Origin of the sequence: Aeribacillus sp. FSL K6-8210 (assembly GCF_037963925.1) — a bacterium.
In the GTDB taxonomy this organism is placed as follows: domain Bacteria; phylum Bacillota; class Bacilli; order Bacillales; family Aeribacillaceae; genus Aeribacillus; species Aeribacillus composti.
In genome coordinates, this window is sequence record NZ_CP150172.1 from 2083462 (window position 1) to 2098777 (window position 15316).

Consider the following 15316-nt stretch of genomic DNA (forward strand, 5'->3'; position numbering starts at 1 on the left):
TAAAAAGTCACCTTTTTTCTAGTCATTCATATTCTTATAATGCATTGTCGATCGTCGATTTTGTAAGCTGGGTTTTTTAGAAAGCGGTTTCAAATTTTTGGGATTTTCTATTTTCATTCCAAAGCTTAGGAGGAAAAATCAATATGAGTATTGAGCTCATTGGAATTATTGTGCTTCTGTTGATGTTTATTGTAGGTTCAGTTTTGCCAATTAACCTCGGTGTTTTAGGGTTCGTAGCTGCTTTTATCGTCGGAGTTGTATTCAGCGGATTAAATATTGACGACATTTACAGCGGTTTTCCGGCTGAATTGTTCGTCACTCTTGCTGGAGTGACTTATCTGTTTTCAATTGTTGAGAAAAACGGGACAGTTGATTTGATTACCGGATGGGGTCTTCGCCTAGTCAGAGGTAATCTAGGTCTCGTGCCATGGATAATGTTTTTGCTTTGCGCTATTTTAACTAGCGTCGGCACTTTGGGACCTGCTGCTATTGCGATCCTAGCGCCGATTGCGCTGCGTTTTGCAGCACGATACAACATTAATCCTCTCTTGATGGGGTTATTGTTAGTGATTGGTTCCACAGCGGGATCCTTCTCACTGCTTAATCCTTATGGAGTGATTGTTAACGGCGTTATGCAGGCAAGAGATCTTCCTCATTCGCCGGGGTTGCTTTTCATAAACGCTTTTATCTTCAGTGTATTTGCTTCTGTGATTGTGTTCATCGTTTTGGGAGGACTTCGGCTGCTAAAAAAACGAACTGCTGCCGAAGAAGATGCAGCGTCTAGAGCTGAAGGGTCCTCCGCAAATGAGAACAATAAATCACAAGAAAATGGATTAACTTTTTACAGAGGCATCACACTTTTAGGGATCATCACACTCGTCGTCCTCGCTCTTATGTTCGATATCGATATCGGCTTTGCAGCGCTTGGAGTAGGATTAGTGCTAGCATTAATTGCTCCAAAGCAGCAAAAGGGCGTTCTATCACGGATGCCTTGGTCTGTGATTCTCTTAATAACTGGTATTGTCACATACGTAGGCGTTTTAGAAACAATTGGAACGATTGATTACATGACTGACTTAATCGCAAAAGTAGGAAATCCGGTAATCGCAGCCCTTGCATCGTCATACGTAGGAGGGATCGTTTCAGCTTTTGCCTCGACAACAGGGTTTCTGGCAGCTATCATCCCGCTGGCAGCACCCATTTTACAGGACCCGACCATTTCTTCCATCGGTGTCGTTTCAGCCATTGCCATTTCTTCAAGCATCGTCGATATAAGCCCCTTCTCCACTAACGGTGCATTGCTGCTCGCAAACGTACAAGGGGTAAAAGAGAATGTATTTTTTAAACAGCTTTTACTTTCTGCTGTTGTAGTCGTAGCGCTTGGACCTGGGCTCGCCTGGCTTGCTTTTGTATTAATTGCGGGATAGCATGGCAAACGATCATCCTTTCACCGGCAGAAAACAGTTTTTTATAACGAACAAGCACAGCTTCAAGCTGCAATAATGACTCAAGTTTGACAGAGTACACTAAAGAAAAGCCCGAAAATACTGGTGTTTTGGACTTTACCCACAACACGCACCACTACACTTGTTAGTGGCACGTGTTTTTTTCTAATACTCTAGGAGGCGCTTGTGTGACAAGTGCTTCAAATGCTAGATTTGCTTGACCTTGTAATTCTGTACGAACGATTTGCTCTTCACCATTCACGCGTATTTTCGAGGCCTTCATCTGGCTTACATCATGCAAAATATCCTTTACACTTGTTTGGCATCCTATTTCTTTTAGCTTATAGGCCAAAAAGGATTCCATGACAAGCGCAAGGAAACAAACCATGATATGGCCTCGAATACGAGATTCCACTCGATGGTACATCGGGCGAAGTTCTAGATTCGACTTCAGGTTACGAAAGGCTTGTTCCACTCTCCACAACTCTTTATAGGCAAGTGCTGCCTCTTCATCCGTTAATGACGAGTTGGTCCGAATGGCGTACTTTCCGTCAAACTTTTCGTCATTGGATACCTTCTCTTCATCAATTTTGGCCGATGCTTTTTCTATCGTTAAAAACTTGGAATACGCACGGTTTTTGACGAGTCCAGATGGACCGAGTTCATCAAGCTTCGATTGAAGGTTTTCTAACACGACTTGACGACTCGCTCGATCACGTTCTTCAGCGTCCGGATTGTAACAGAGTACATACGTTTCGCCATCGATTTTCTTTGACTTCACTTTTAGATTCGGGAGAACCTTCTTATATGGCCCACGGATGGATAATAGCTCTTGGGCTTTCTTCGACTTTCGTAATTTGACACCCACAATATATTCCATGCCCAGTTCACGAATTTGATCTAAGTTGGCTTCACTAACCATTCCGCGGTCTCCCACTAGAATGACTTTCTGAATAGGATAGCGCTTCTTCAGATCTCCAACCACCATGCCAAATGTCTTCGTATCATGCATGTTTCCAGGGAAGACTTGATGCCCAATCGGAATCCCTGTTTTGGTCATTAATAAGCCAATCACGACTTGTTTTCGATCTCCACGATGATCTTTGGAGTAACCATAGTGAGCCAGCAGTTCGTCTGCTTCCTCTCCTTCGAAATAGGTGCTTGTCGTGTCGTAAAACACGATATCTACTTCTAATGAAGTTAAATCGGTTAAATGTCCATAAAGTTGTTCCTCAATTTTTTCTTTTTGTTCACTTAAGAAGTCTAATGCACGATAGTAGTGATGGAGTTGAATGTCTGAAAGACCTTCTGCATAAATCGTGTCGATCCATTGTTTGAAGATATAATGCTTACTATTGGGATCCATGAGACGGTTTAACACCATAGCAAAAATGGCTTCGTCATACTGAGAAGCAGCCTCGGAATCATCCATGATTTTACGTAATAGCCGACCAAGCCCTAACTTTTCCCATACCTTTCGGAACAGATAAACCGGCCCAAACTCTTTTGTCCAAAGCACGGAGACAGAAGAGGAAGAGCCTTGCCCGTGAATTCGGTCAAAGTAACGCTCTGAAAATTTGGCTAATCCCTCGATTATGTTATCGACAGAGCCATTCTCTAATAAATGTTCTAACCTCCCTAGATTACAAAGCGTTTGTTGCCGAACTTTATTGTCTACACGAAATGTACGACATATTTGTAGATATTGACGAACTGAACCATTTTTATTTTTTTGCTTATTAATTCGAATATACATAGCACTAATAGTATAACATATATTACATATTATTGGATATACAAAAGTTATCCACATAACACTACATAATGATTATATTTTCGATAAAAAAAGTGGATAACTATTGGTATAATCACCTTTAGTTATCCACATGTAGTGAAAATGAACTTTGTTTTTTGTTTTGCTATTTTCGGTCAAAACCGGAGTAGATAGATCACATCTCAGTGTGCTGATCTGAAAACGAAGCAAAAACCGAACTTGATTGATCACAAGTTTATCCTTTTCTCAATGTCTGGCCAATGAAGCCAAAACTGTAAGGTTGAAATTCATGGTTTTTGCCGGAAAATTCCTCTATTTTTTATGTAATGGTTGACACTTCATTACATTAGTCGTGGAAAGTTCTTGTTTGCTATTTTCTATGTAATAACGCGCGTTTGCGATTTTTTATTGTTCATTTTCAAACTCAAGCTGATCTGCATTTGATTCAGGCTGCCGATGATGAAAACGGCTTCCCCTCTCAGTTGTACAAAATCTTTAAACCGTTTGAGGACGCCATTTTGTGCTTTGCAATAGCCTTTGAAGCCTTATTCCCCCTTCTGCATAACCGAGCTCCATATGTACATATTTTCTAATTTTCCTATGGCACAATCGGCATCTATATATGTTAAAAATTTAAAGGCGGATTTAGGAAAATGAAGAACGCTGTTTCAATCAGCATCTATAATCCTTACACTAAAATGAAAAGCTAAGAGGCTCTTAATTCAAGATTTCCTCCTATCTCGAATCAAGAGCCTCAAATAATTCAGCTGGTAGTTTATTAAATCATACTAATACTATCTATATAGTAGTCTTTAAGGGTGCGAAAGCAGATAGAAATTTTTACTAAAAGCCATTGCGTAAAATTTCGTTTTCGATAAATCTTCATTCAAATTTTTTGGAATTTGCCATAGCGTTTTGATCTGCAAATCACTAGCAGAATAATTGAGAAGGGTTGAAGACCTTTTGGAAAATTCAGTTCACTTACCCATGCTTTGAGGAGAATTCAATGTCCTTCCCTTTCCAATGTACGGGTTTAAAAGAATCATGCGTATTTTTTGATGAAAATTATAATTTTTTGCTCGTCCAACGAATCAACCCTGTTTCACTATGCGGATGGGAATCCCTTTGGGTTTTTTTATATTCATATTCTAATTCTGATAACGTTAATTTGCAAAGCTGCTCCTCATTCTTAAATGCATTTAAGACAATCAGTTTGTTGATCAATTTTTTTCTTCTGATTTCTACAGCCTGACGAAGAAGGTTACTCATGTGATCCTCTCCTTACATAAAATTTTTACGTTTTTTTAAATGGTTATCCGATTTCGGTGCACCAGCTTTCTTAGTGCAAGTCTGATCTTGTTAAGACTATTTCATCCTCTGTGCCTTACACGGATCATTTATATTCCTGCTGCGAATTTAAAAACTAAGAGGCTCCCAAATCAAGAAAATCCATCTTGAATGGAGCCTCTAGTGAACCAGTCGGCGTTTTTAATTTTCCAGTAAATTTAACATTATATTAAAACATATTAATCCTACCTGTCAAGTAGAAATTTATGTTTTTATGAATTTAGGCAAAAAAATTCTTCCTCATCGGTCGTTGATTTGTTAATGCCAAAGTACAGATTGATTTCAATTATACAGTCTCGATCCACCCCGGGAAACAGTCCCTTTTGAATGTGCAGTAACATGTTAAAATGTGAAGGGTTCAGGGTTGCCATCCTGACGAATGTACGGTAACATGTTAAAACCCTATTTCACAACTTGTATAGGTTGTTTCGGCAGGCTAAAAATAAAGCAGCTTACCGTTTTTCTTAACAGAAGAAATGCCGTTTTAGACGATAGCTTTTTTCTCTAAGCAATTATTTGAAAGAAGTGGAATTCCAATGCTGCTGTTAAAAAGTTGGGAAGTCTCCATAGCAATTTTTTGCATAATATGGCATAAAAGCGTTGGATCTGTGCTTTTGTAGAACAAAGAAATGAGCCGTTCACATTTGTTTAAATCATAATACCCCGCTCTGATGGAGCTGATAAATCGGTTACACGAAAACTTATAGCCCCTCACTTAATGAGTTTCTCCTGTCCCTAGTAAACATAATAACAGTTCATTTTCTCTTCTGTTGCTGAACTCTTTTTTGTTCCAGCAGCTGGCAAATGGATTTGATCCCGATCATTCCAAATTTAGCTTTCTACATAAAGCGGGATATCTGGACGTCTTTTAACGTCAACACATCGAACAAAAATTTCTCTTCAAATGCGTACTATGAATGCTCTTCCGATACCAAATATTACAATATTTTACAATTAGATGAATTTTTTATATAACTTGTGATATTTGTCCGTTTCAAAAAGCCCTGCTAATACATTTAATGTATATAGATATTCTAGGAGGTGAGTTTCCAATGTTTGGTCATACTAGACCCATTATCTGTCCGCCTAAACATGTGGTTTGCGACCGTTTCATTCCACGTGTAGTTCCTTATATTCATCCAATTGTAAGGATTAATCGTTTCAATATTGTCAATGTTCCTAGACATATTTATAGACCAATTACAAGAAACGTAATTGTTGATCCAGGATACCCTTCTAAGTGCTGCTAAATGACATTACACAATGCGCCCTCTTTTATTAAGGGGGGCGTTGTTTTGTTTAAATTCCCTTAACGCCATAACCTCAAGAGGTTCCATCATTATTTCGCATTTCAAAAGTACACTAATGTTCAGATTTTCATTGGAGACACCATAAATTAAGCCGATACAGACCAAGCAACTATTCCTTTGCAAAATGCCGATGCGTTTATTGTGAACAAAGGATTTTTGTGCCCTCTGGATGTTTCAATGTATACAAAAGGAATTTTTCGTCTTCTGATTCGCCATCCTCTGGGATGTTGTCTGCGGCCATCCTCCAAGATCAGAAAGCTTTCTTTTTATCAACCCATTCCAACCTGTTTCCTCAACAATATCCATACTTTGAGTTAATCCCCATCAGTTGCAATACATCCATTTATATCCATATGATGAATGAGTCGCAACTTTTTTTATATTAGTTCACATAATTATTTTATGGGTTACTAAACTTAATTTTGGCTAATTTATCAGCTGCTGTTCGCTTCAACATTGATTCTGCAGCGGTTTCCAATCGATTTTAGCAGCGCTTTTGGCTCTTGCTCTTACCCGTTGCTTGTGCAGTATTTAACAAAAAGCTCCCTCCTTTGAAGTTGAGTTTTGAAGGAAAAGAAAAAGCACCTTTCAAAAGGTGCCTACACTTTTTTTCTAAATGCCCTTCTTTCCGCATATACTGCACATTCCGGACAAACTTTCATACTATTTCCGTTATGGTCTACATAATGATAGTAAGTTTTTGTTTTTCGCTTACACAAAAAGCACCGCTTATGAAATAGACGAAACATAATTCAACTCTCCATACTGTAATGTTTGAAATGCACCTCACAGGGTGCATCTTTTAGATGTTCCATTTTAATACTCTCCACAAAAAAACGTTCGATTCCGAACGCTTTTAAAATGTTCTACCTGTCTTTTTCCATATATTTTTTTATCTTTTTTTCTTCCCATTCTTCCCCGAATATGCCAAATGCAAACGTTGAGGCGCCGTGTACTAAAAGCCCAATCCCCCAGCCAAAAAGCGGATATTGAAACCACCAATTACCGGGATCCGAAATTAAATTAAAAACAAAAAGCATAGAATTCACTAAAACATAAGAAATGAAATGCAAATAAAAGGCTTTCAAATTTTCCACTCTTTTTTTCGCCCTTAAATATTTTTCATCTTTTTCGACTTTCAACACCCCCCTATATAGCTTAGTTTTTGAACAGCCTTGTTGCCACTCATAATGCTGAAAATATTTTCCTTCACCGTTTACATTTGGGAATGAGGCACAACAATTTCTAACCTGCTGTTGATTCGGTTTTTCATAAGTCTTGAACCGTAAACGCAACAAATTTGCTTAAGTTTCGGCATTTACCTCTCTTCTTTTACTCCATTCGACAAAGGGGTAATTTTTCCTTCTTTAAACAATAGCGATTAACAAATTTTTTGCAGGAAAAAGGCGAATAAAAGCTTCAAAAAATATGGGTCACCATTCAATGAAATCGTTTCACAAATGAAATGCACACCACAAAGCTCTCAGCAGGATGGATGCGAGCTTTTTAATCTAGAGAGGCCAGAACAAGAAGGTTGGAGCTGAATCGCCATTGGCTAACAAGTACATCCAGTAGCATTCTTTTGAACAATCTTTTTCTGTCAAAGCGGCAACCGTACCGTCATCCTCTTTCACTGGAACAGGGTGTGGCGTCTTAAACAGCTCTTTCATCATTGAAATGGGGGTATCCGTCTAATCATGAAGGAAATGACCAATTTTCAAACTTCCCAGCAGGATTTACATCTACATTTATGGGGGTCTTGATGCCATGCCTGTATCTAGAAGACAAGGAAACACCTTGTTCATATTTCATAAGCAAATACCTGCATCAATTTTACTGTTTTGAATATCATATCGGCACAATATTTTTATATCTCAAATGTATCATATGACCGCCGCAAAGTTTTTTATTCCTTATTTTTTAACAGCAGGGTCTATAAATGGAGCAATTGGTAGGCATCAAACGTAAAGGCCTTTAGTTTGGTTTTGCAATTCCTTGTAGGTAAGATAAAAACGATATTACGAATCTCGGTGAGGAAACACCAACACCACTTTCAATTCCTTATAGTTAAGATAAAAACAGACTTGAATGTACAGTTATGTTTTTCAAATATCTCGTTTCAATTCCTTATAGTTAAGATAAAAGCCAAAATTCGCAGGAAGATCCGAAAAGCCGATTTTGAGTTTCAATTCCTTATAGTTAAGATAAAAACTGATTTTCACCCCGAAAAAGAACGTTTGTTCTTATTAGTTTCAATTCCTTATAGTTAAGATAAAAACGAAGCGGTTAAGTGCGCAAGTAGGCGAAGCGAGAGGAGTTTCAATTCCTTATAGTTAAGATAAAAACGAACCACATATTAAAGGATTGGCTGAAGATATTTAGTTTCAATTCCTTATAGTTAAGATAAAAACCATCAAATCCTGCATAGTCTACATGGGGTACAGGGCTTCAATTCCTTATAGTTAAGATAAAAACGCAAAAGCTGTACTAATACTTCAAAAATATGAAAATGCTTCAATTCCTTATAGTTAAGATAAAAACGCACATTATGAGAAAAGGGGAATACCTAGGGTATTGTCCAGTGCTTCAATTCCTTATAGTTAAGATAAAAACAAATTGAAAAAACACAAGAAATATACAATGAGCAATGCTTCAATTCCTTATAGTTAAGATAAAAACCCCAGAAAATGTCGTTAAATAAGCATTTCGTTTTAAATGGTTGATTGGTTATTTTCATTTTAACGAAGGAGTCAAATTTTATCAATCCTTTGATTTGCGTGGGCTCAAGAACCACCTTAGCTTTTACGCAAAGTTTGAGGCAGGAAATAAAAAGTAATATAATGAAAGAAAATGGCCCGGATTGGGGCGAAGAAAAGGAGGGGCAGTGTTGACTGAACAGATCGAGCCAATCATTATTGAAGTGTTGACCGAAACGGTGTCCCCATATTTGATTTATTTGTTTGGATCAACGGTTGCAGGACATGTTCATCAAGACAGCGACATTGATATCGCTTTTCTCAGCGACCAAAAACAATTGGATCATTATGAGCGATTTATGGTTGCGCAAGAATTGGCATCCAGGCTGCACCGGGACGTCGATCTTGTGGACCTCAAACAAGCAAGCACCGTGTTTCAGGCGCAAGTGGTCAGTAACGGCAAAGTCATCTATTGTACAAATGAACAGAAAAAAGCCGAATATGAATGGAGAGCCTTGAAGATGTACGCAAAATTGAATGAAGAACGCACGGAAATCTTGCGAAACATTAATGAAAGCGGGTCGGTTTATGAAAAATGATGTCATTTTAAATAAAATTAGCGTGATCGAGCGGTGCATAAAGCGCATTCACGAAGAATATGAGAACAACCCGAAAAATTTAGAAAACTACACGAAGCAAGACTCCATTATCTTAAATCTCCAACGAGCATGTGAAGCAAGCATCGACCTGGCGATGCACATGGTCGCACAGAAAAAGCTAGGCCTCCCCCAAAACAGTCGAGACGCTTTTTCTCTTTTAGAACAGCACGACATCATCACTCCTTTTCTTTCACAAAAAATGAAAGCGATGGTCGGATTTAGAAACATCGCCGTTCACGACTACCAGGAAATTAATTTGACAATTTTGCAAAAAATACTTGATCACCATCTAATCGACTTTACCGAGTTCACGAAAGCGATTCTTTTTTATGAACAGTGAAGCGGGCGGTGCAGATGCGCGCCGTCCGAGCATATTATTTAAGCAAAGACATAATTCAAGATAGAGACTTCTCATAAATCATTATTCCATCGCGCTCAATTTGCCGTTAGATTTCCTCATTCAGCGAATCGAAAGACAGCACATCACACGAATAAATGCCGACAATGTTGTCAATCTTATTCATGATTTTTCCTTTTTGTTTCCCGTACAATTAATGTACAAATCAATACCGTCCTTTTGGAAGCTCGGTGTTTTCATATTGCACATCGACAATCCGATCGCGGCCCGTGTGGTTTAAAATCCCGTTCAAAAACGCGATCGTAATTCACTTTCGGCTTGGGTGGCCGAACAATTGCTTAAACATAAAATCCATTTTCAAATCGAGGTATCTTTTGTCATTGAGGAAATTTTTTAGAGGATATAGATACGATTTTATTAAAGCGGAATGAGAAGGGAAATCAAGAGTTTGAACAATAAAAAATGAAAGAGAGCCGGGTGATTTTTTGGAATATTACAGACAGACTCTCTTTTTCTGATATTTTAACAATCTTCGATATACTTCGGGTTGTGTCAGGCACCGATTCAATCAAGATAGGAGATGAAGCGGTGTTAATCGTAATTTCATAACACATCTAACACTCGTCTCGCCGCATCCCTTATTCCATCATAACTAACTCTTCCGTTACCAAAAAAAGGAGTGGAAAGCACCCAAACATCCCTTTCATTCTCTAACCAAACTTTATAAAGCTTGTACGACTCATTCCGAAAATGCCAGCTATTAATCATTTCAATCGTCGCAAAGTATTCCAGCAATTTTTTGGTAAGTTCTTGATCATACAATACAATAAGCTTTATATTTTGATGTTGAATGATTGTTTGTTGGATTAAAGAAAGCCTCCGGTTCGCTACTTCATTATAATAATCATTTACAGATTTCCAAATGGATTGATAAGGTTCAATGCTTTTCTTTGATTGTTTAGGTAACGGCATCATTTCCCCAAGAAAATGGTTGGAATCCTCACGGCCTAATCGTTTGGAATAAAAGATATAATCATTAATATGTTGAACATCCACATTTCCCCTTTCTAATTGCAAAAGAAATGCGGCCATATAATGCCAAACGTTAGGACCTGTAAATGACGATAGAGAGATGTTGTACAAATCTTCCCACACATGACGAAAATCCATTTGCAGACGAAACGTGGAGCGAATGCGTAAACTTTCTTCCAGCGTTTTCTTTTTATTCCTCCATATTTCCGCACCTCCTTCTTCAATGCCAAGAAACCAAACTGGGGCATTTATATTTCCATAACCGAGCCAATTATACAAGCAGGAGCGCACTAATTGTTCAAAATACGTTTGATCGCTTATCTCTTGCCACTCCGTTTCGTTGCCGCTATCATCCGAATGCGCTCTTTCCGTTTCTTCTTTCCCCGACATGGACATCATAGCGATCTCAACGACTTCCCTTAACTGTTCTTCTGAAAAATCTTTAATGCAGATCCACCCTCTCGGATCAACTTGATAGCCCTTTTCCTTTATTATTTTACCATCCATATATTTGCCATTGACGTACCCGTTTCCGCTCGAACTCAACTGTGTGATCAATATTTTTCCTCTTTGCCGGCTTTCCGGATAAACGTAATTGATTCGGCCTTTGCTGATCGGTTTCTCTTGCAGCTGTGAAAACGAACGGAAAATCGATTTTTTATGTTCAAAGCTTAACATTTCGCCTCTCCCCTTTCGCTACATATCGTTTGCTGATTTCCTACATGAACCGCCAAATACCGAAACTCCCCGTGCTTTTCATTGTTTACAGTACAGTAATGATGCCATTGCATTTTATACATCCCTTTTAAGAAGATCGGATCTTCACGGTTTTCTTTCGTTCCCCTCGAAGCATGTTCCAACCATTTCAATTCCTCAGTTAATAGGCGATTTTCGTGAATGCGAAACTCACTGTCTACTGTATTCGATCGTACTGGCTCTAACCAATACAAATGGTCATTCATTAACAAAACTTCTATTCCTTGGACATTCTCCTTCGCAGCAACGAGTTTTTCCAATTTCTCCACTTGTTTAAGAAAATCTTAGCGTCCTTGGTCTTCAGCACCGTGATGTTTTAGTCGGACAATTTGGTCTTAATGGACAGCTTGGCAAGCCGATTCATTAAATATATGGCATATTATGGCCCACCTTCTCGTTTTTTCACCCAAAGATCTGCTGTATACCCATGCAAATGCTTATTCTCTGTCACAAGAAACCTTTCTTGAAGATGAATTTTAAATGACTGTTTAAATGCCGCTTGCGCAGAAAAAATGGATATTTTTGTGATCATCTTTTCATTTCCTCGTGAATAGAAAACCCCATTTTCTACTCCCATTTTAGTTCATAAAAAGACTCCTTTATAGTTAATGAACCGCTTGCGTAAACTTACATTTCGGATAGTTGCTACAGCCTTTGAAGCTTTGTCAGAAACGATGATCAATCTGTGAAGTGGTGCCATCGTGCTTAGGAATATATAAGTTGTGAAAACTTTTGTATTTTCTCGACGAAATCGTTTCTATCTTTTCAATACCTTTACAAACTTTATATTCCCCATACGATCCCCCACACGGTTTCTTTTGATTTAATCCATCTCACTAGCAAGACAAACAGACATAATAGAAGCAATGTATAAAAATAATCTCCACCTTTCCTACCGATCACATAAACGATCGTTTATCACTTCTTCTAGCTTTAATTCTAATTTTGATTATATCTACATTCAGAAAGAAGGCTGTCGAACCTTGTCACAAAAACAAAAAAGACAGAAGCCCTGACAGCTTCTGTCGTAAGTCATAATTAACGGCTAAGTGCCCGCAGCATAAGCTGATTCACATCTTTCTCCGGTCCGATGAATTCGATGTTGGTGCCGACGGCTTCAGAGTGTTTGCGGGCGAAGTCGATTTTCGCTCTTTCTTCGGGACGTAAAAATTCTTCAATTTCCGCGCCTTTTGTTTCAAGAACGAAATATAGTTTTTCTTCACCATCGTTGTCAATGACAAGCGCCCCGTCAGGGTTATAGGAACCGATTGGAGTGTCAATTTTGAACCATCTTGGCAGTTTGACGTATACTTTGACGTTTTCGTCGTTTTCAAAGCGCCGGACGGAGCTTGCTTCAATATCCGAATCGTAAACGACATGATCAGGTGACTTTTCACTTCGGATAGCGTTATCGTTCAAGTAGGCAAGCAGCTCTTCGTTTTGGAACAGCTCAACTGCGTAATAAGTATCATCACCGATTTGTAATATTTCACGCCGTCTTTTAAAAGTATTCTCATTTCCCTCTGAATAATTTTCGTCACTTCTTCAATAAACTTTTACGGGTTGTTTTTAAAATCGTCAAGGCGTTTGCAGCCAGTCAAAATTTCCCCAATCGTTTTCCACGTTAAGTTTGTGCGATATTGCAATTCCGTAATCACATCCTTCAATGTATGATGAGCGGTTACGTAAACTTCCAGCCGTTCTCTCATCGTTTGCGTATGAATCCCTTCCGCTCTATCCATCTCTTCCGTAATGTTTTGCTCCGCAAAAATCGCAAGCGGCGACCAAAATTGATTTTCTTCGACTTTTAAAAACGGGTGGAGCAACCCTTTCATCGCTTCGAGGGGGGAACGGGGTGGAAACGATGTATGACACGATGTCTTGGTCGAAATTGAACGAATGCAGACCCGTATAATAAAGCGACTCCTGCGCCGTGACGAGCGTTGTATTTTTTAATGAAAGAGCCTTGTCAAGCAAAGCAGAATGCGCATAATGCACCGACTCTAATTCCCGGGCGATTTTTAAGACAAGTTCATACGTCTTCGCTTCTTTTTGATGAACATCGCGCGCGTACAGGCGTTCCCTTGTTTCATTGACGAATTCGCGCAGTTCCTTGAACTCCTCATCCTCTCGCGAAAGCCGACTGTAGATGTCGTCGAGTAGCTGTTTATACCGTTCAAACGTCTCTTCGGAAATAATGCTGCGCTGAATTTCATGCTTCAGCCGAGTCATGCGTTCTTCCAATGTTTCGACGTCAATTCGCATTTCGTTGATTTGCTTGAGTGCCGCGGCAAATTCGCCTTTTTCCAACCGTTTCCGCAACATCAACTGGTTAATCGCTAACTGGAATTCGCTATAAAACTCCTTCGTCGCAAAGACGAGCTCAAGCCCATCTTCATCGAGCGTGTAATATTGCGTATTCGTTTTCACATTGAAATCGTTCGCTTTTAAAAGGGAATATTCAATCGCGCTCTCTTCCCGTTTTTCCCAATCGTAAAACGAATAACTCCGTTTTTTCCCCGTCGTCGGGCGAACACGTTTGAATAATCGTCCGCGCCAAGTCTTCGTACATCTCGTCATCTAACACGTACACATTTTCCGTTAGCTTTTTTAAAAAAGACGCGAGCTGTTTTACCCCAGTTTTATACTGCCGCATCAGCTTTTGCTCAAAGAAAAATAAAAGCGCCAATAGCCCGAGCCCTTTCATATCAATCGGCTGCCCATTGAGGTCAGTTGAACGCTTCCGCTCAAGATCAAAAAGCGGATCAAACAGCGCAAGCCTTCTGATACGTTCGCGATAGCCGTCCGTCACCCCTGCCAATTCTAGCTTGTCCACTGCCATTCCCTCCAAATTTGTTGCAGTTCCCTCGTTTTCAACATTTCTTGCGGATAGTACTGGCCGGAAGCCAACAGCTCTTGAAGCTGCTTTTTTTCATCCGCTGAAAAATAAGCGAGAAACGCGTCAAGCGCGTCCGCCCGCTCCATCTGATAGTCCTTGCCGCTGGCCGGATCTTTCTGCAAACACGCCCGATAAAACGGAAGCGCCGGTGAAACGGGCTGCTTTTTCGCAAGCGAATGCCAAATCGCAATACCTTCGCGGTCAATGTCGCCAAAGTAATAAAAACGATGGTCCGCTTTCACCGGATATTGCAGCGAAAATTGTTCGATGCTGCTAATTATGGCTTTGCCTTCCCCGTAAATCAGCGTCGAAAATGCGGTGTCTGGAAGCGCGGGAAGCAGCGCTTGATACGTCGTTTTATTTTCAACAATGAGGTGGAGCTGGACCACTTCCGCTATTTTTGCCGGATGGACGGCTAACATTAACGGTTCGGACACGGGGATGATGAGAAGGTGGTCAAAAAGACCGATTCGCTCAAGCAGCTTTTTCCCGTCGCCTTCGGTGATCCATTTCTCATCGCCGACCAACTCCATGCTGTGCTCCGGTGCGGGAACGGGTTCGCTCGGTAACGAATGCGTCTTTAAATATTCGTCAATTTTTAAAATGAACGGCACATCATTGTTCCAAACGGACGGATCTATGCCGTAATAGGCATCGAGCTGAATCGCCGGATGAAGCCGATTTTGATAGCGCTGCAGCTCATGATGATAGTCTTCTATAAATCTGCTTTTATAAATGCGATATTGAAAAGCGAGAGACGGTGTTCTCGTTGTCCGCCCTTTCGACTTCACCATGTCAAGCACCCGCTCCGCCTCCAGACGCAAAATTATTTCGGAAAACTCATCATACGTACGTACAAAAGGCTGAATGAGCTGTTCCAGCTCCCCTAACGAAATCGTCCGCTTCGGAAAAACGGCTAGCAATCTTTCAATTGGTTCCAATCTCGCTCCACTCCTACAAACTGGATTTTCTCTTATTATATAAGAAAACAAGAGAAGAGGGTATGAATGATTGTTCCCAAACTTGAGGAGGATTGCAAA

At 39.7% G+C, this 15316-nt stretch carries 12 protein-coding genes, 3 pseudogenes and 1 CRISPR repeat array; of the genes and pseudogenes, 3 read left to right on the plus strand and 12 right to left on the minus strand.

The annotated features are described in order from the left end of the window. Window positions 1-143 precede the first annotated feature (143 nt). Entirely contained in the window at window positions 144-1427 is a 1284-nt protein-coding gene (locus NSQ41_RS10015; RefSeq protein WP_339209831.1) for an SLC13 family permease, read from the plus strand. A gap of 163 nt (window positions 1428-1590) precedes the next feature. Here NSQ41_RS10015 and NSQ41_RS10020 read toward each other — a convergent pair whose 3' ends face one another. The 4 genes from NSQ41_RS10020 to NSQ41_RS10035 all read right to left on the minus strand — a co-directional run bounded on the left by NSQ41_RS10020 (window position 1591) and on the right by NSQ41_RS10035 (window position 7549). Then, window positions 1591-3201: an IS1634 family transposase gene (locus NSQ41_RS10020; protein ID WP_339192846.1), complete on the minus strand. Its 1611-nt coding sequence runs from the start codon at window positions 3199-3201 to the stop codon at window positions 1591-1593. 1083 nt (window positions 3202-4284) lie between these two features. Then, the gene (locus NSQ41_RS10025) at window positions 4285-4488 is read right to left on the minus strand and encodes a Fur-regulated basic protein FbpA (protein ID WP_063387775.1); all 204 of its coding nucleotides are present in this window, start codon (window positions 4486-4488) and stop codon (window positions 4285-4287) included. A gap of 2254 nt (window positions 4489-6742) precedes the next feature. Further along, window positions 6743-7018 carry a 2TM domain-containing protein gene (locus NSQ41_RS10030; protein ID WP_094245893.1) on the minus strand — a complete coding sequence of 92 codons (276 nt, stop codon included), beginning with the start codon at window positions 7016-7018 and terminating at the stop codon, window positions 6743-6745. A 369-nt stretch (window positions 7019-7387) separates the two neighbouring features. After that, window positions 7388-7549, minus strand: a complete 162-nt coding sequence (locus NSQ41_RS10035) for a hypothetical protein (protein ID WP_339209833.1) — start codon at window positions 7547-7549, stop codon at window positions 7388-7390. A gap of 313 nt (window positions 7550-7862) precedes the next feature. Further along, window positions 7863-8555: direct repeats of the CRISPR family, unit length 28 nt; unit sequence TTCAATTCCTTATAGTTAAGATAAAAAC. A 208-nt stretch (window positions 8556-8763) separates the two neighbouring features. Here NSQ41_RS10035 and NSQ41_RS10040 point away from each other — a divergent pair. Further along, complete coding sequence (locus NSQ41_RS10040; RefSeq protein WP_111646590.1) at window positions 8764-9171, plus strand: nucleotidyltransferase domain-containing protein; 408 nt, start codon at window positions 8764-8766, stop codon at window positions 9169-9171. Further along, window positions 9161-9571 (plus strand): DUF86 domain-containing protein, encoded by a 411-nt coding sequence (locus NSQ41_RS10045; RefSeq protein WP_339209834.1) that lies wholly within the window; start codon window positions 9161-9163, stop codon window positions 9569-9571. Before NSQ41_RS10040 ends, NSQ41_RS10045 begins: the two co-directional genes overlap by 11 nt. 106 nt (window positions 9572-9677) lie before the next feature. On the opposite strand, the pseudogene NSQ41_RS10050 reads toward NSQ41_RS10045, so the two are convergent. From NSQ41_RS10050 to NSQ41_RS10085, 8 genes and pseudogenes are all read right to left on the minus strand, one after another. After that, a pseudogene (locus NSQ41_RS10050) lies at window positions 9678-9776 on the minus strand (nucleotidyltransferase domain-containing protein); the annotation flags it as partial. Between the two features lie 30 nt (window positions 9777-9806). Then, window positions 9807-9944, minus strand: a pseudogene (locus NSQ41_RS10055) (PD-(D/E)XK nuclease family transposase); the annotation flags it as partial. Window positions 9945-10192: 248 nt separating this feature from the next. Then, window positions 10193-11299 carry a hypothetical protein gene (locus tag NSQ41_RS10060; protein ID WP_339209835.1) on the minus strand — a complete coding sequence of 369 codons (1107 nt, stop codon included), beginning with the start codon at window positions 11297-11299 and terminating at the stop codon, window positions 10193-10195. Beyond that, a complete protein-coding gene (locus NSQ41_RS10065) occupies window positions 11293-11646 on the minus strand; it encodes a hypothetical protein (protein WP_339209836.1) in 354 nt (117 codons plus the stop codon). Before NSQ41_RS10065 ends, NSQ41_RS10060 begins: the two co-directional genes overlap by 7 nt. A gap of 110 nt (window positions 11647-11756) precedes the next feature. Beyond that, the gene (locus NSQ41_RS10070) at window positions 11757-11909 is read right to left on the minus strand and encodes a hypothetical protein (RefSeq protein WP_339209838.1); all 153 of its coding nucleotides are present in this window, start codon (window positions 11907-11909) and stop codon (window positions 11757-11759) included. Window positions 11910-12042: 133 nt separating this feature from the next. Next, window positions 12043-12147, minus strand: a complete 105-nt coding sequence (locus tag NSQ41_RS10075; protein WP_339211612.1) for a hypothetical protein — start codon at window positions 12145-12147, stop codon at window positions 12043-12045. 268 nt (window positions 12148-12415) lie between these two features. Next, window positions 12416-14219 (minus strand): annotated as a pseudogene (locus tag NSQ41_RS10080) (hypothetical protein). Continuing rightward, entirely contained in the window at window positions 14201-15217 is a 1017-nt protein-coding gene (locus NSQ41_RS10085; protein ID WP_339209839.1) for a Wadjet anti-phage system protein JetD domain-containing protein, read from the minus strand. The pseudogene NSQ41_RS10080 and the gene NSQ41_RS10085 overlap by 19 nt, the downstream one beginning before the upstream one ends. Window positions 15218-15316 lie beyond the last annotated feature (99 nt).